General features: G+C 47.5%; 16 protein-coding genes and 1 other annotated feature. Of the genes, 11 read left to right on the forward strand and 5 right to left on the reverse strand.

All coding sequences use genetic code 11. The features are described 5' to 3' along the window. The first annotated feature begins 65 nt into the window (after positions 1-65). The 9 genes from MKY22_RS05730 to MKY22_RS05770 all read left to right on the forward strand — a co-directional run bounded on the left by MKY22_RS05730 (position 66) and on the right by MKY22_RS05770 (position 10967). The gene (locus MKY22_RS05730; protein ID WP_290755476.1) at positions 66-1508 is read left to right on the forward strand and encodes a SulP family inorganic anion transporter; all 1443 of its coding nucleotides are present in this window, start codon (positions 66-68) and stop codon (positions 1506-1508) included. Positions 1509-1762: 254 nt separating this feature from the next. Further along, on the forward strand, positions 1763-2158 hold the full coding sequence (locus MKY22_RS05735; protein ID WP_341087331.1) for a hypothetical protein: 396 nt from the start codon (positions 1763-1765) through the stop codon (positions 2156-2158). Between the two features lie 261 nt (positions 2159-2419). After that, the gene (locus MKY22_RS05740; protein ID WP_341087334.1) at positions 2420-3244 is read left to right on the forward strand and encodes a fumarylacetoacetate hydrolase family protein; all 825 of its coding nucleotides are present in this window, start codon (positions 2420-2422) and stop codon (positions 3242-3244) included. A 287-nt stretch (positions 3245-3531) separates the two neighbouring features. Further along, positions 3532-4278 (forward strand): DeoR/GlpR family DNA-binding transcription regulator, encoded by a 747-nt coding sequence (locus MKY22_RS05745; protein WP_341087336.1) that lies wholly within the window; start codon positions 3532-3534, stop codon positions 4276-4278. After that, complete coding sequence (gene pfkB / locus MKY22_RS05750) at positions 4275-5195, forward strand: 1-phosphofructokinase (protein WP_035408794.1); 921 nt, start codon at positions 4275-4277, stop codon at positions 5193-5195. The genes MKY22_RS05745 and pfkB overlap by 4 nt, the downstream gene beginning before the upstream one ends. A 17-nt stretch (positions 5196-5212) precedes the next feature. After that, entirely contained in the window at positions 5213-7147 is a 1935-nt protein-coding gene (locus tag MKY22_RS05755) for a PTS fructose transporter subunit IIABC (protein ID WP_341087339.1), read from the forward strand. Between the two features lie 107 nt (positions 7148-7254). Further along, a complete protein-coding gene (locus MKY22_RS05760; RefSeq protein ID WP_035408788.1) occupies positions 7255-8400 on the forward strand; it encodes an FUSC family protein in 1146 nt (381 codons plus the stop codon). A gap of 70 nt (positions 8401-8470) precedes the next feature. Continuing rightward, positions 8471-8675, forward strand: a binding site (T-box leader). Positions 8676-8735: 60 nt separating this feature from the next. Next, complete coding sequence (locus tag MKY22_RS05765) at positions 8736-10385, forward strand: aromatic amino acid hydroxylase (protein WP_214855316.1); 1650 nt, start codon at positions 8736-8738, stop codon at positions 10383-10385. Positions 10386-10436: 51 nt separating this feature from the next. Then, positions 10437-10967: a hypothetical protein gene (locus tag MKY22_RS05770; protein WP_214855318.1), complete on the forward strand. Its 531-nt coding sequence runs from the start codon at positions 10437-10439 to the stop codon at positions 10965-10967. Positions 10968-11030: 63 nt separating this feature from the next. Here MKY22_RS05770 and MKY22_RS05775 read toward each other — a convergent pair whose 3' ends face one another. The 3 genes from MKY22_RS05775 to MKY22_RS05785 form a co-directional block, all read right to left on the reverse strand. Next, positions 11031-11327: an MGMT family protein gene (locus tag MKY22_RS05775; RefSeq protein ID WP_341087346.1), complete on the reverse strand. Its 297-nt coding sequence runs from the start codon at positions 11325-11327 to the stop codon at positions 11031-11033. After that, positions 11324-12292: a cation diffusion facilitator family transporter gene (locus MKY22_RS05780; RefSeq protein ID WP_341087348.1), complete on the reverse strand. Its 969-nt coding sequence runs from the start codon at positions 12290-12292 to the stop codon at positions 11324-11326. Before MKY22_RS05780 ends, MKY22_RS05775 begins: the two co-directional genes overlap by 4 nt. A gap of 117 nt (positions 12293-12409) precedes the next feature. After that, positions 12410-12895, reverse strand: coding sequence for a pyridoxamine 5'-phosphate oxidase family protein (locus MKY22_RS05785; RefSeq protein ID WP_341087350.1), 486 nt, complete (start codon positions 12893-12895; stop codon positions 12410-12412). Positions 12896-13058: 163 nt separating this feature from the next. On the opposite strand from MKY22_RS05785, the gene MKY22_RS05790 reads away from it, so the two are divergent. Continuing rightward, complete coding sequence (locus MKY22_RS05790) at positions 13059-14069, forward strand: LLM class flavin-dependent oxidoreductase (protein ID WP_341087351.1); 1011 nt, start codon at positions 13059-13061, stop codon at positions 14067-14069. A 19-nt stretch (positions 14070-14088) separates the two neighbouring features. Here the strand turns inward: MKY22_RS05790 and MKY22_RS05795 are convergent, their stop codons facing one another. After that, the gene (locus MKY22_RS05795; protein WP_341087352.1) at positions 14089-15357 is read right to left on the reverse strand and encodes an MFS transporter; all 1269 of its coding nucleotides are present in this window, start codon (positions 15355-15357) and stop codon (positions 14089-14091) included. A 120-nt stretch (positions 15358-15477) separates the two neighbouring features. Between MKY22_RS05795 and MKY22_RS05800 the strand changes: the two genes are divergently transcribed. Beyond that, on the forward strand, positions 15478-16668 hold the full coding sequence (locus MKY22_RS05800) for a helix-turn-helix domain-containing protein (RefSeq protein WP_341087354.1): 1191 nt from the start codon (positions 15478-15480) through the stop codon (positions 16666-16668). A gap of 29 nt (positions 16669-16697) precedes the next feature. Here the strand turns inward: MKY22_RS05800 and MKY22_RS05805 are convergent, their stop codons facing one another. Next, complete coding sequence (locus MKY22_RS05805) at positions 16698-16877, reverse strand: hypothetical protein (protein ID WP_341087355.1); 180 nt, start codon at positions 16875-16877, stop codon at positions 16698-16700. Positions 16878-16944: the final 67 nt, after the last annotated feature.

Raw genomic sequence — 16944 nt, forward strand, 5'->3', positions numbered from 1 at the left:
GCTTTTTGAAACCAATCCAATTACACTGAGATCATTCATGTTAGAAAAGGGGTCTCAATCATCATATGTTTACTCAATGGAAAAAAGAGTGGTTCTTGCAACCAAAAGCGGATTTGTTGTCCGGAATCGTCGTTGCCTTAGCACTCGTCCCGGAAGCAATCGCGTTTTCGCTGATCGCTGGTGTCAACCCGATGGTTGGGCTATACGCTTCCGTTATCATTGCAATTGTCATCTCGATTGCTGGTGGTCGCCCTGGAATGATTTCGGCTGCGACTGGCGCGATGGCACTCGTCGTCGTTCAGCTCGTCAAAGATCACGGTGTTGATTATCTACTAGCTGCCGGTATACTTGCCGGAATTCTACAAATCGCGTTCGGCTTTTTAGGAATTGCCAAGTTATTACGATTCATTCCTCGAGCTGTCATGGTCGGATTCGTCAATGCGCTCGCCATTCTGATTTTCTCGGCGCAATTGCCACAGTTCGAAGGGCAAAACTGGATCATGTATGCGATGGTCGCCGCGTCACTCGCCATCATCTTGTTATTTCCACGGGTCACGAAAGCGATTCCGGCGCCACTTGTTGCGATCACGATCATGACGGTATTAACAGTCGTCTTTTCGCTTGATACCCGTGTCATCGGGGATATGGGACAAATCGAAGCGGCGTTACCAAGCTTCTTCTTGCCAGATGTCCCGTTCTCACTCGAGACGCTTCAAATCATCTTCCCATATGCCTTGTCACTCGCATTCGTTGGTTTGATCGAATCGTTACTGACAGCACGAATCGTTGATGAAATGACGGATACGACGTCGAACAAAGCGATGGAATCGCGCGGACAAGGAATTGCGAACATTATCGCCGGTATGTTCGGTGGAATGCCAGGTTGTGCGATGATCGGGCAATCAGTCATCAATGTCACATCCGGTGGACGCGGTCGCTTGTCGACGTTGACAGCAGGTGTGTTTTTGATGCTATTGATGTTTACGATGAACGATCTATTGATGACGATTCCAATGGGAGCACTTGTCGGTGTCATGTTCTTCGTCTCGTATGCGACGTTTGACTGGGGCTCATTCAAGATGCTCAAGACGTCACCGAAAAGTGATTCTGCGGTCATGCTCGCGACCGTGCTCGTGACGGTATTGACGCATGACTTATCGATGGGTGTCCTTGTCGGGATCTTGCTTGCAGCGTTATTATTCGCGTCAAAAATTTCTCGCATCCAAGTCGAGCGCAAGGAGCAAACAGAACGAGTCCGTTATACGATCCGTGGACCGTTATTCTTCGCATCGACGACTGCATTTGCGGAACAGTTCCAGCTCGATGCTGATCTATCATCGATCATCACGCTCGATTTCTCAGCGTGTCACTTATTTGATGATTCAGCCATCGAAGCGATCGAGAACGTCGTCTTGAAATATGAACGACTCGGCAAAAAAGTTGAATTGGTAGGATTAAATGAAGAGTCTCAGGCTCTTGTTGATCGATTAGCGCAACGGATTGCATAATGAATTTTATCAAAGGGGTAGCATTCCTAGGTACATGGGAATGCTACCCCTTTCTATTATCTTGACGAGTCATATAAGTACTATATATCCGATAGTTGTATGATGTGATAAGGTGTAAACTATTAAAGAAAGTTATCTGAACTAACGTTAATAATATTTAATTAAACTCACTATAATAAATAAACGAGGTTCACTAAATGAAAAATTACCACCTGAATAGAATAATCAATTTAAGGTCGGTCGAAGCATATTTTTTGAGAACTGGTTATTTAACACCACCTATTTATTGCATGATACTGATTGATTATCAACGTCCTAGCACAATTGACGATTTTCCTTATTTAAAAAATATTGATGGAATCTCGGAAGACGAATTCGGAGATGATAATTATATTAAGGCACTCCTTATTTCATCTGAGGAAGTTACTCAAGAAACGTATGATGAGTTATGTATAGTGGCGGGTGGTTTTTTAGAGGATAAAGAAGAATGTCGATGGAACTTTGATGTTGAAGTTATTGATGATTTTAAACAAAAAAATAATTTGAACGACATTTTTCCATTACTTCAAAACATATTAGAAAAATACAATTGTTCAATAAACGTTGATCATATTCCTATAGAAAAGTTTAACTTCTTATCGCAAGAATAAACAATTTTAGGATGTTTCAATATTTAAATGTACTATTTGTTCAATATGATTCATGAGATAACTATTTATAACGGATGATTTCATAATTTTTCACCAGATAAAACGAACAACAAGATCGAGGAACGATTGAGTAACATGTATGGATGGTGCTCTATCTTTGAAAATAATAGTAAAATGATTTTAGGACTGAATATAGGCTGAAGAGGTTAGGTGCGACGGGTTATCCGTTTCGCTATACTAAAAATAAAGGGGGCAGTTAAGATGAAATGGTTTCGATTTGAGCAAGACGGAAAAGTAGGCATCGGGGTTGAACAACAGGGCACTACATATGATGTAACAGGGCAAGTCTACACCGATTCATTGTTTGAAGTGATTTCACGTGAGTTTGATGTTGATATTGATTTAGATATCGCACCACTACTTAAAGGGGATGTGCGACAACTCGCACCGTATATACCAGCACGAAATGTCATTTGCGTCGGCAAGAACTATGCTGATCATATCAAAGAGATGGATACGGTGGGAGCAGGGAAATTCGTCTTGTTCACGAAAGCACCGACGTCGATCGTCGGTCCGTTCGAACCAATCGAACGGCATGCAGATTTGACGAAGCAACTGGATTATGAAGGAGAACTTGCCATCATCATCGGCAAGACGGGGCGTGATCTGACACCAGAAAATGCGCTTGATCATGTGTTTGGTTACAGTATTGTCAATGACGTGACGGCACGGGATTTACAAAAAGAACACGTCCAGTTCTTCCGTGGTAAATCACTCGATGGGTTCTGTCCGTTTGGACCGGTCATCGTCTCAGCGGATAGCTTTGATCCAAGTGACGTCCTCGTCGAGACACGTGTGAACGGGCAACTCCGACAGTCAGGATCAACCGCCTTAATGTTGCGTGACGTCGTAACGATTTTAGTGGAAGTGTCACGTGGGATGACGCTTGAAGCCGGAGATGTCATCGCGACAGGAACTCCAGCTGGTGTCGGACATGGTATGAAACCACCGGTCTACCTTCAGACAGGGGATGTCGTCGAAGTATCGATTGAAGGAATCGGTCGTTTACAAAATGAAGTCCAGTGAACGAAGATGACCGAATTGATTGAATTGCATTCACCGCTTTCCAAATTACTTTGGAAAGTGGTTTTTTATTTTGTGAAAATCGTCAAAAATTTAAAAAATGATTGATTTCAAAAAATAAAACAGTCATAAAATGACCGTTTTTGATGTATAATGAAACTATAAGAACGGTTTCATGTCGAAAAAAGTCGTATTCTGAACGTTTTATAAAGAATTTATATAAATTTTGAACGTTTTTGATTGATTTTTATATGTAAACGCTTTATATTAAAGATGCGGAGGGAAACCTTATGTTAACCAAAAAACGCCATCAACTCATCCTTGAGCTTTTAGCCCGAGAAGAAGTCGTCAAGATGCAAAAGATCGTCGAACAAACCGGTGCGAGTGAATCCACGGTTCGTCGGGATTTATCACAACTCGAGACAGCAGGTCACCTGCGTCGAGTGCACGGGGGAGCAACAGCAAACCATTTGCAAATTGAAGAACTGAGTTACTTCGAGAAGAGTGACCAACATGTCGAAGAGAAGGAACGGATCGCGCGAGCGGCTGCCGACCTGATTGAAGACGGTATGTATGTCTATCTCGATGCCGGAACGACGACGCTTGCCATCGTTCCGTATCTCGAAGAGAAGGCGATTACGGTCGTAACGAACAGTCTTCCTCTAGCGAACACGTTACTCTATCACCGTATCCCGACGTTCGTCGTCGGAGGGCAACTCAAGCATTCAACGCAGGCACTCGTCGGTTACAACGCACGTGAAGGAATGTTGATTTACCATTTTGATGTCGCGTTCCTTGGGATGAACGGTGTTCATCCGGCACAAGGCTTCACGACACCAGATCCGGAAGAGGCACTCGTAAAGAAGACAGCGATCGAATTAGCAAAACAATCGTATGTACTCGTCGATGAGACGAAGCTGGATGCGATCAGCTTCAGTCGGGTGGCGTCCTTGCAAGCGGCGACGATCATCACGACGACATCCAGTGAGCAAGCAGCGAAATACAGTCAATATACAGAGGTGGTGAACGCGAAATGATTTATACACTGACACTCAACCCATCAATCGACTATTATGTCACGTTACCGGTATTTGAGGCAGGACAAGTCAATCGTGTCGAACAGGCGGAAAAAGTGGCCGGAGGGAAAGGAATCAACGTCTCTCTCGTCCTAAAAAACTATGAGGTAGAAACACAAGCACTCGGATTCCTTGGAGGAAGTACTGGACAATTCATCCGGACGGAACTCGAGAAACGAGGCGTGTTAACGGACTTCACACCGATTCAAGATGAGACGCGGATCAACGTAAAGATTCGTGCCGATCAAGAATCTGAGCTGAATGCAGCGGGACCGAAGATTCAACCGGAAGAGCTGGAGCATTTATTATCCCGATTCAAGACGATGCAAGCCGGTGACATCGTCGTCTTCGCAGGTAGTATCCCAAGCAGTCTACCGCATGATCTCTATCGTCATATCGCGACGATCTTGAATGAACGGAACGTCCGCTTCGCCGTCGATACGACGAAGGAAGCGATGCTTGAAGTCTTACCGCTCGGTCCATTTTTAATCAAGCCGAATCACCATGAACTCGGTGAAATTTTCGACGTCGAGATTACGTCGAAGGAGATGGCCGTTCCATATGCGCAACAGCTCGTCGAGCGTGGTGCCGAGAATGTCGTCATCTCATTTGCAGGAGACGGAGCACTGCTCGTCAATCGTCAAGGTGCCTACACGGCAAACACACCGGCAGGAAAGCTCGTCAATTCCGTCGGTGCCGGAGATTCACTCGTCGCTGGATTCGTCGCCAGCCACGCGCTCGGCAAATCACCAGAAGAAGCGTTCCGCTATGCGGTAACGACTGGCAGCGCGTCTGCTTATTCCTTCGGTCTTTGTACGAAAGAAGATATCGATCGTCTCCTCGTAGACGTCAACGTCGTTGAACTCATTCAATCCTAAAAGGAGTGTGACTACTCATGAAAATTACTGATCTCTTGACACGTGATACGATTCAACTCGATTTACAAGCGTCATCTAAAGCCGCTGTCATCGATGAACTCGTCAACGTCCTCGATCGGGCAGGAAAACTAAACGATCGCTCGGCATATAAAGAAGCAATTCTCGCACGGGAAGCACAAAGTACGACAGGTTTAGGGGAAGGAATCGCGATCCCACACGCAAAAACAGCAGCGGTCAAAACACCAGCAATCGCTTTCGGTCGTTCGACAGGTGTTGACTACGAAGCACTCGACGGTCAACCAAGTCGGTTGTTCTTCATGATTGCAGCGGGTGAGAACGCAGATAATGCGCACCTTGAAACACTTTCGAAACTATCCGTTTATTTAATGGATATGAACTTCCGTGATACGATCCTTGCGGCTAAAACGAAAGACGAAGTCATCGCAGCAATCGAAGCGAAGGAACGCGAAGAAGAAGGTCCAGTTGACGTCTCAAGCGACAACGTCGATCAAGACGCACCATATATCCTTGCCGTCACAGCTTGTCCGACAGGAATCGCACACACGTATATGGCAGCTGATGCCCTTCGTCAAAAAGCGGAAGAGATGGGTGTCCGTATCAAAGTCGAGACGAACGGATCGACAGGCGTCAAGAACGGTTTGACACAACAAGATATCAACGATGCGACAGCCATCATCGTCGCAGCGGATAAAGCAGTTGAGATGGATCGTTTTAACGGGAAACACGTCGTTGAAGTACCAGTTGCACAAGGAATCCGGAAACCACAAGAATTGATCAACCGTGCCGTCAAACAGGATGCACCTGTCTACAAAGCGAGCGGTTCAAGCGAAAGCTCAAAACCAGCTCGTGGCGGATTCTACAAACATTTGATGAGTGGGGTATCCGCGATGTTACCACTCGTCGTTGCAGGTGGTCTCTTGATCGCAATCAGCTTCTTCTGGGGTATCAACTCTGCGAACCCAAAAGATCCATCGTACAATGAATTCGCTGCGCAATTGATGACGATCGGGAAAGCCGCGTTCGGTCTCTTGATTCCGATCCTCGCTGGATTTATCGCGATGTCGATCGCTGATAAACCAGGTCTTGCTCCTGGTCTAATTGCTGGTTTCCTTGCAAGCAACGGTAACGCTGGTTTCCTCGGCGGATTGATTGCCGGTTTCCTTGCCGGGTACGTCGTACTCTTGCTTGTTAAAGTCTTCAAAGGTCTTCCAGCAGCACTTGAAGGAATCAAACCAGTCTTGCTCTATCCTCTGTTTGGTTCATTCATCACAGGAATGATCATGTTACTCGTCATCAATGAGCCGATCGCGAAGTTCATGACATGGCTCACAGATTCATTGAACGGACTCAGTGGTGGAAACGCAATCCTCCTCGGTATGCTCGTCGCAGCGATGATGGCAATCGACATGGGTGGTCCAATCAACAAAACAGCATACGTTTTCGGTACAGCTGCTCTTACAGCAGGTAACACGGAAGTCATGGCAGCTGTCATGGCAGGTGGTATGGTTCCACCACTCATCGTTGCCTTCTCATCCACATTGTTCGCACGTAAGAAATTCACGCCGCAAGAACGTGAAGCAGGTATCGCTGCTTACGCAATGGGCGCATCGTTCGTCACTGAAGGTGCGATTCCATTCGCTGCAGCCGATCCACTGCGCGTCATTCCGTCAAGCGTCATCGGTTCAGCGATCGCTGGTGCGTTGACGATCGTCTTCGGCGTCTTGCTCCCTGCACCACACGGCGGTATCTTCGTCTTCCCGTTACTTGATGGTCCATCAGGTACGGTCATGGCAATCGTCGGTTACGCGGGTGCGATCCTCATCGGTTCACTCGTCGGTGCGGCAATCCTATCCTTCCTCAAAAAACCGCTTGTTGACCAATCGGTCGCGAAAGCGGAAATGACAGAAGGAACAGGTACGAAAGCATCATAATTCACCTAAATCTCCTCTCCGTTTTTAAGCGGAGGGGATTTTTTGTTGAATTTTGACGGCTAACGGTGAAGAATAGAGGGCATACTGAATAAGAAGGAGGGATGGACATGGGTGGACAATCCTTACAAATCGGACCACGGACCATTAAGACAGGTCTTGCGGTCATCTTGGCGCTGTTGATCAGTAACCTGTTCAACCTCAGCCCAATCCTGCCTGCGATCTCGGCAGCGACGACACTCCTGCCTTCGGTCTATCAGACATGGAAACAATTTCTCGAGGAAGCAGAGGCCAACTTGATTGGTGCCTTTTTGACGTTACTCGCACTTTGGATTTTAGGCGATAATCCGGCGAATCCGCTTGCGATCGGGATCGTCATCATGGCAGCAATTTCGATTTTGCTAGCTTTTGGTTTCGGGCGGACGATTCCACACGTCGTCTTGATGATCATCGTCATTCTCGAAAGTGTCGCGACTGCGACCGAACCACTTTGGCAAGTCGTTTTGATCCGCTACTTGCTCGTCATGCTCGGGATTGGTTGTGCACTCGGCATCAATGCGTTGATTTTCCCGCCACGTTACGGCAATGTCTATTACCAGAAAGCGACGAAACTCTTTGAGAAACTACTCGTCGTCACGCGAGCAATTGCCTTTGAAGGCAAGGTCACCCCATATCGGGCAGCAATCGATAAGATGGGGCGTTCGCTCCTTGAGACACAAAACCTGTTCAACCTACACAAGGAAGAAATTAGAGGAACGCGTCAGAAGCATGCCTCGCTTCTACGGAACCTGCTGATCCTCAAACATATGCAATCGTGCCTCGAACGTGGCGTCGCGACGGCAGAGCGCTTTAGAGAACGAGAGAAGGCACTTGATTCGATTGCAGACGATCTTCGAAGTGAACTGTTCTATCACTTGATGCATATCGCCCAGCGACAAGAGAAAGTCTTGCTGACATACGATCTCCTGTTGACGGAAGAACCGCTCGCGATGGAGGATCTCGTCAAAGAGAACATTGCCTTCGTCAAGCACTCTTTTCTCGATCGTGATGAACTCGAGGAAGAAGTCATCATGGAAATTTTACCGATCGTCGTCTCGATGAACGAGTGGATACAAGAACTCGAATCCTTTGAAAAACGGCTCAATGGTGGGCTTCGTCGCCATATCACATCACTGACGATCGAACAAAAATCAGTCCGTGATAAAACATTTAATCGATTCAAACGTAAAAAAGCCATTGACGAAAGTAAAAAGTAAGCGTATAGTCCTCCTTAACGATACTTTACTTGCTAAAAGCATAACAGCATAACAGCATAACAGAACGAAAGATTGAGCGATGATGAAACCGAAGTAAAGACCATCTCCCTGTTTCAGAGAGCACGTGGCGCTGCGAACGTGTACACAGATGGTGTTGAATTACAGTTTCTGAGCTTCTTGCGTAAGCGAGCGGAGCAAACCGTTATCCCAATCATGAGTGACTCAGTCGATGACTGGGTAATCAGGGTGGTACCGCGGCTTTCGTCGCCCCTGTCGAACGATACGTTCGGCAGGGGCTTTTTTGTTATCTTACATTCATTCAAGGGGGAACTCATATGTCTACACCAATCATTCCAAGTCACTTACGTCCACATGTCGCACCACAGCACTACGAAGACTACACGCCAACGGATCATGCCGTTTGGAGATACGTCATGCGACTGAATTTAAATACGTTACAAGATACAGCACATCCAGCATACCTCGAAGGGCTTGCTGCATCGGGCATCAGCCCGGAACGGATTCCAGATGTACGTGAGATGACAGCGAACCTAAGCCGTGGAGGCTGGGGAACAGTCGCTGTCGATGGTCTCATTCCTGGCGTCGCCTTCTTCGATTTCCAAGGACATGGTTTATTACCGATTGCGACCGACATCCGGAAGGTCGATAACATTCTCTATACACCAGCACCGGATATTCTGCACGAAGCAGCGGGGCATGCACCGATCTTGATGAATCCGGTCTACGCGGAATTCGTTCGTCGCTTCGGTGAGATAGGGGCACATGCCTTTAACCATAAAGCCGAGCATGACGTGTTCAAGGCACTCAAGAAATTGACGATCGTTAAAGAGAGTCCATTCTCGACGCCAGCCGATATCGAGCAAGCTGAAATTGAGCTTGCGGAGACACGGACACACGTCAAAGGGATTTCGGAAGCGAACGAAATCTCACGTCTGTTCTGGTGGACGGTTGAATTCGGTCTGATTGGTGATATCGACAACCCGCAAATCTACGGGGCAGGTCTTCTATCATCAGTCGGTGAAAGTCGCCATTGTTTGACGGACGCGGTCGTTAAACATCCATTCTCGCTTGAGAAAGCACTTGCGACGAAACATGACGTGACGAGCATGCAAAAAGAACTCTTCGTCTGTGAATCGTTTGAACAACTCCGCGACGCACTCGAAGAATTCGCTCAATCGATGTCCTACATTCGCGGTGGCATCCACGGACTAACGAAAGCCGTTGAATCGGGCAATCTGTCAACGCTCGTCTTCGACAGCGGTCTCTCACTCGTCGGTGTTCCTGAAACGCAAGAGATTCACGATTCGCTGCATATCGTCAAACTGACTGGACCGACAGCGTTGGCTGCAAACGATGAAGTGTTGACAGGTCAAGGACTTGCAGATCATCCGGAAGGTTTTACACTCCTTCACGGCAAGGAATTGAACGAAGTATTGATGCAAGTCAAAGTCGGTGAACGTCTCGACTGGGCGGAAGGAAATGTTCATGTCACAGGTGACATCTCAGCAATTCAAAATGTCAATGGTCACCGGGCACTCGTCGTTTTAGAAGCAGCAACGCTCTCGAACGACGGGAAAACGATGACGATGGACCGGATGGAATTGATCGTCGGTGACATCACGTCAGCATTCCCGGGAACGGAAGTTGAAGCACTGAAGCCGATTCCAGAAACGATCGAGTTCGAACGAATCGAGCGTCCGTTGACAGCGGCTGATCCAATCTTCGAAGTTATTCGTGAGATTCGCGAAGGACGTGCTGGTCGGGAACGGTTGCCGCAACTGATCGACCAGACACTCGTCCAGTTACCGGACGCTTGGTTACTCCGCCTCGAATTACTTGAGTTGGCGGATGAAGTCGACCAACCACGTCTTGTCGCTGATCTCGAACGCTTAAAAGCAACGTCCGAACAGCGAGATGAATTAATCACGCGCGGGATGGCATTACTCGACGTCGTTCATCAATGAGTCGAACTCCGGTTCTGAACCTGTTAGAATGGAGACATTCGGTAAAAGGGGATGATCGGTATGACAAACTATTATCAAGACGTAAAGGAATTCCACCGTGTGTTTTCACACCCTGGTGCAACGACGCCAACACCAATGACGGTTGATCGTGGGATTAAACGCTCGACCTGGACGGCGGAAGAAGCGGTCGTTGAGTTCTTGCATCAAACGGCGACGAGTGAAGCAGAGTTCCTCGAGGCAATCGAACGTTTCAAGTCAGGGCTTGATACAGCGGTCGAAAAATCGCTCCAGATGAAACAACCTGAAACAGATGTCGAACGACTCGTTGGACAAGGGGATGCCTTGACGGACGCGCTCTACTTCATCATGGGAAGCTTTGTTGAGATCGGGCTTGATCCGGCTCCATTGTTCGAGATCGTTCAACGTGCCAACATGGCGAAGCTTGGACCGGACGGAAAACCAATCTTCCGAGAATCTGACCAAAAGGTCATGAAACCAGAAGGCTGGCAACCACCGGAACCACAGCTTGAAGCAGAAGTACGTCGACAAATTGCTGCGGCTTCGAGTACGTCAAAAGCTTGATTCATTACGATAAAAAGAGAGGGATGACTGGTCTGCGAACCGGTCATCCCTCTCTTGTTGTATCTATTCGCTTCTTACTTGATAACGCGATAAATCAAGTTGACGGGCGGTGAGGAACTCGACACCTTCTGCTTCAAGCGCAAGTCGCTGTTCATCGCCTTCAAGTGATAGTTTTCCACCAGCAGCAAGCACGCGGTGCCACGGTAGACGTTTCGTCGTACTCATGCTGTGAAGAATCCGCGCTACTTGTCGTGCGCTACGCGGATGACCGGCTAGTCGAGCGACTTGCCCGTACGTCATGACCCGACCAGCAGGAATCGAGCGAATGATGGTCAGGACATCTTGCGTGAACGGTGTCATGACTCGTCAGAAGCGACGATATACTGTTGAATCTTATCGTCTTCGTCAAAGCCGATCGTCACATCGATGATGCCTTGTTGCAAACGGATCTGCAGTTCAAGGCGGTCTTTGATGTCGTCTGCTTGAGCGATCGTCAACGTCGGATCAACTTCGATTTCAACTTCGACGTGGAAATGATCGCCTTCTTTAATAACTTCCAGTTTACTAATGTCTTTGACGTCTGGGTCTTTCATGATCAGTCCGCCGAGACGTGCTGCCATCGTCTCATCGGCTTCACCAAGTGCACCAGCTGCGTTTTGCAGGAAGACGTTTCCGACGACGTAAAACATCATCAGCCCGATCAGGATAGAAGCAATTCCTTCTGCCTGATGAAACGGTGTCACATGTGAGATGATGACGGCGATCATCGCGACGATTCCGCCAGCCGTTGCGACTAAGTCTTCAAGGAACACAAGGCGTGTCGCTGGTTTTGCTTGCTTCAGTGACCGGAAGCTGTCGAGGATGAGGCGTGGTCCTTTTGAGTCCAATTTCGCATCATGCGCGATTTCCTGCATTGCTTTAAAGAACACACCACTTTCTAAGACGACCCCTGCGAATAAAACGGATAACGTGATCCAGAAGCCTGTCGATTCTGTCGGTTCGATGATATGGGCAATCCCTTCATGAATCGTTTCGTAGGCCATGATGCCGACAAAGAGGATTGCGCCTAACAAGACGAGATTGACGAGACGACCAAAGCCATTCGGGAACCGTTTCGTTGGTGCTTTTTTACTGAGGGCAGAACCGATGAAGACGAAAAATTGATTGGCAGCATCCCCGAGCGTATGCATCATTTCGGCGAACATCGCGACATTTCCCGTCAGGACGTAGGCAATTGCCTTGATGATGGCGATGATAGAGTTGACGATGCCTGCCGTCAACGCAGACCGGTTACCCCGGCGTAATAACGTAAAAAATTCTCCCATGATTGTACTCCTTTTAGTTAAGTTACGTATTAGTTCATTTTATTATGTTACATCATTTTGAGAAAAACGACTATCTTCACATGAAAAAACCCACGCAAGCTGCGCGGGTTTAACTCGTCAAGATAAGTCGACTGTTTTATTGATTTCGTTCTCATCGTCTTTGCCGACGACTTTCTTCAAGACTTGTTTGACGGACTTTGTCGTGTTTCCTGTTTCCCAGTACTCAGCAGCTTCCGTGTTGACCTTGATCAAGACGACTTTCGGATCTTCGTATGTCGTTCCAAGATATGCTTCGTAACGTGGGCTCCAGAGCTCTTTTTTTCGTTCGATGTCTTCGACGAGTTCTGCTGTCCCACGGATCGAGACGTATGATTTGTCGATGTACGCGACGTTGACACTCGGATTCTTAAGTAGTTCTTGGTACTTGTCTGTTTCTTTTGAAGTGAGGAACCAGAGGTCGCCATCAAATTCGATATCCTGTGTCTGCATCGGACGCGATACGAGTCCTTCTGCTGAAATCGTCGTCAGCATCGCTGTTTCGATTTTATCAATCAGTTTCTTGACCGTTTCGACTGCTTCTTGATTCGTAGTATGCGTTGACATGTAGCTCCACCCCATTTGTTAGATTTTTATGCTCACTTAGGCATTGTTCCCTGAATTTCAAAATGAAAACGTCCCCATGACGGAAAGAAGCAGTTTCGTTGCGCCGTACAACGAGGAGGCGTACAGTGTAGGTACGTATTCGAAAGAAAAAGGAGAGACATATATGAAACTTAGTATTTTAGACCAATCCCCGGTCTCTAAAGGACAATCCCCATCTGATGCTTTACACGAAACGGTCGAGCTCGCAAAAATCGCGGATGAACTCGGTTATCATCGTCTGTGGGTATCCGAGCACCATTTCGCCAAAACACTGGCTGGTTCGAGCCCGGAAGTCCTGATCGCATACATGGCAGCGGTGACGAAACAGATTCGTCTCGGTTCAGGCGGTGTCATGTTGCCGCATTACAGTGCCTATAAAGTCGCGGAGAACTTCCGTGTCCTTGAAGGACTTGCTCCGAACCGGATCGACCTTGGACTCGGTCGGGCACCGGGCGGTATGCCGCTTGCGACACGTGCGTTACAAGAAGGTTCGTCGCCACGGTTTGGTGGAGCCGATTACGGCGAACAACTCGATGATCTCATTGATTACTTGAAAGACGGGGCACCTGCCGGACACCGGTTCGCGGGACTCGTCGCCACACCAGAAGTCGATACGACACCAGAAGGCTGGTTGCTTGGATCAAGTGGTGGTAGTGCCTTGAACGCCGCACAACGCGGATTCGGATTTGCCTTTGCTCACTTCATCAATGGACAGGGTGGTCAGGAAGTAATGGATTACTATCGTCATAATTTCATGGCGACGTCGTTTAATGAGACACCACAAACACTCGTTTCGATCTTCGTGACATGTGCCGAAACGACGGAAGAAGCAGAACGTTTGGCGTCAAGCCTTGATTTATCTCTGCTCTTACTCGAAAAAGGGGTCTCGTCAACAGGAACGCCGACACCGGAAGAAGCAGCAGCGTATCCGTATACGTTCCAAGATCAGTTCCGGATTGCTGAAAATCGGAAACGGATGATCGTCGGTAACCCGGAATCCGTTGCGAAACAATTACAAGAGCTTGCCGATTCATATGGAACGGACGAAGTGATGATCGCTTCGATGATTGCAGACAAACAAGCAAAACAACAATCATTAAAATTAATCATGGATGCCGTCAAAGCGACGGTCTGACCGATACGCACGTCCTTTCTCACGAAGTGAGGGAGGACGTGTTTTTTGTGTCTGCTACAGGAATGCTCTCGGATAAGATGTTTTTACGAAGTCGAAGGAATCCGAATGATGCAGCACCGAATAAGCCGACTGTACCGACTCCAAGTAGCACGATGATAGATACATGATCACTGAGTAAACCAAACAATAGGGTACCGATCGGCATCATCGCCATCGCGACCGATTCCAGCACACCGATGACACGTCCGAGGTAAGCCGGATCGGTCTGTTTTTGAACGATGAGCTGTAATGGAATGTTCATCCGTAAGACGAGCATGCCGTCGATGAACAGTAGAATCATGAAGAAAGGTAGTAGTAGAGCAGATGGTACATAGCCGAGTAGCGCAAGTGCAGGAAGCGCGTAACAAGAGGCGATTAAAAAGAGCGACTCGAATATTATTCGTAACGGACGTTTCACCGTAAAGCGAGGTAAGGCAAGAAGTAACGAAGCGACAAGAAGACCGGCACCCAGTGCGGACTCGACCATTCCAAATCGAAATGGTGTGAATTGCAGTCGATCGAGCAAAATGATTGGTAACAAGATTTCGAAAGCGACAAAAAAGAAGTTCAGGACGATCGCCATCAGGACGAGCGTCGTCAACACTGGTTGACGGAACAGATAGCGGTAGCCTTCTTTAAACTCCGAGACGAAAGACTGAGTATCGGTAGTAGCCAGAGGAGAGGTATCCACTGCAAGAAAGCGGAGACGGCTATTCCACCAGGCAGCAGAAGCAAACAAGAGAAACGGTAAAACCAAAAATTGCGTGATAGAGACAGCGGCGATGAGCAATCCCGCAACGAGTGGAGCGGTGATCGTTGAGGTCGATTGAATCGTCGAGAAGAGGGCGTTCCCGCGTTGTAACTCCTCTTCTTGTACGAGTCGCGGTAACGAGCTTGATAAGGTGACGGACAGGAACGTCGACAGGCTCGTCAAGAGGACACTTGCGATGATGTAATGAACGGTATGTAGAGGGGCTTGTAGCGAATAGAGCAAAAGTCCGAACAAGACGAGTGCGCTTAAGCTCTCGGTCATGACGATGATTCGTTTGCGGTTCCATCGATCAGCGAGGACACCCGCAACCGGTGAGAGCAAAATCCGTGGCACCGATCCTGCAAGCAATACGAGCGCGAACTGAAAACCAGACGATGTTTCCCGTAAGACGGTCAGTCCGGCGACAAACGTAAAGAGACTAGCCGCGAACAATGAACAAAACTTTCCGAATAAGACACGCTTTAAATTAAATGACATCCTGTTCACTCCTTCAGAGTTAAATTATATTGAACTTTAGTGTAGAATAAAGGAGTGGAAGAAAAATGTAAAGGAAAAGTTAAATTTAATTTAACTTTTATGATAAAAGGAGTGACCAGTGTGTTAGGGGAACGTATCAAACAGATCCGAAAACAGAAAAAAATGACACAAACGGACGTTGCGACCGGTATCATCACGAAGTCGATGCTCAGTATGGTCGAGAATGGGAAAGCGACACCGTCTGTACACGCACTACAGGCGATTGCTAGGCGATTACAGGTGACGGTCGAAGAATTGATGCTTGATCCGCGGGATGTTCAGATGCGGGAACTCATCGAAACAATCCGTTCACGGCATACCCCATATTTTTCAGACGAAAAAATTCAGGAACTGCTAAAACCTTACTTGGTTCCGGAAACGACTTCTTATTGGCAAGGGCAGGTCTACCATAAATACGGCGATGCCCTCCGAGCGTCTGACCCGGAGCTTGGTTTGACGTATTACGAGAAAGCAGAGCAGATTTTTCGACAGCTCGGTCGTCAAGATGAGCAGTTGCTCGTTCAGATCTCGACAGTCTATTTTTTGTTCAATCTCAAACGGACGAAGGAAGCGTACGAGCTGATCGAAGCAATGGATGTACCACGTGAGATTCCACTTGCGCCAAAAACCTATTTAAATTTCCAAATCTTGCGTGCACTTCGAGCAAGTTTGTTCGATGATCATTATACAGAAGCAATCGCCTTATTGCGTGAAGGGGTTCAGTACATGCGGGAGCAGGATGTCTATTATCATGTCATTTCGTTTCAACGTTTTCTTGGACTGTTTTTGTATCTGGAAGGAGAAATCGAACAATCACAGCAAGAGTTTGATCGATTGGAGCAGTTTTTTGCATTTAGTGAAACGACTGCCGTCGGACGAATCGAAGTCGATTTGACGAAAGGACTCATCGCGATTTTTGAAAACGATACAGACGGCATGCAAATGGCGTGGGAAAAACTCGTCACTGTGGCGATCGATGATGCGAAGCATTACATCGGACAACTCGAAGTCCATCTCCTTGTTAACGGCATCGAATTACCGAATCAGACGCTTCAGCAGAGCGTCGATAAGATATGGGCGATGCAAGATGCGTGGCTTGCCGCGAGTGGATTCGACCAAGCGATGATGCTTCAAACACTCGTACTAGCGATGCAACGAGGAGTTGGTCAGGAACGCTTGGAGGATGTCTTGCGATTGAAGGATGACCTTCAAAGCGAACGCCTCAAAGGCGATCTTGAGCGAGAGATACAAGCGTTCGTTAATATTCAATGATGAAAAAACAGGCATGAAGCGAGTGCGCTTCATGCCTGTTCGTGTGAAGATGTCGTTCTTCTGAAAATCAATAAGACGCATGCGGCGACGGAAACGATCAAGTGACCGATATAGACGTCTCCCGTCTGGATATAATGCAAGAGCATCGAGCCACCAAAAATCAATAAGGTAAGAAAGAGAAGTCGGACATAAAGTGTTTTGTAAGACATGCGGACACATCCTTTCCATATACAGTATATCCAAAAGAGAAGCGGTAAGACAAAAAAACATCCACCC

Origin of the sequence: Exiguobacterium sp. FSL W8-0210 (assembly GCF_038006045.1) — a bacterium.
In the GTDB taxonomy this organism is placed as follows: Bacteria; Bacillota; Bacilli; order Exiguobacteriales; family Exiguobacteriaceae; genus Exiguobacterium_A.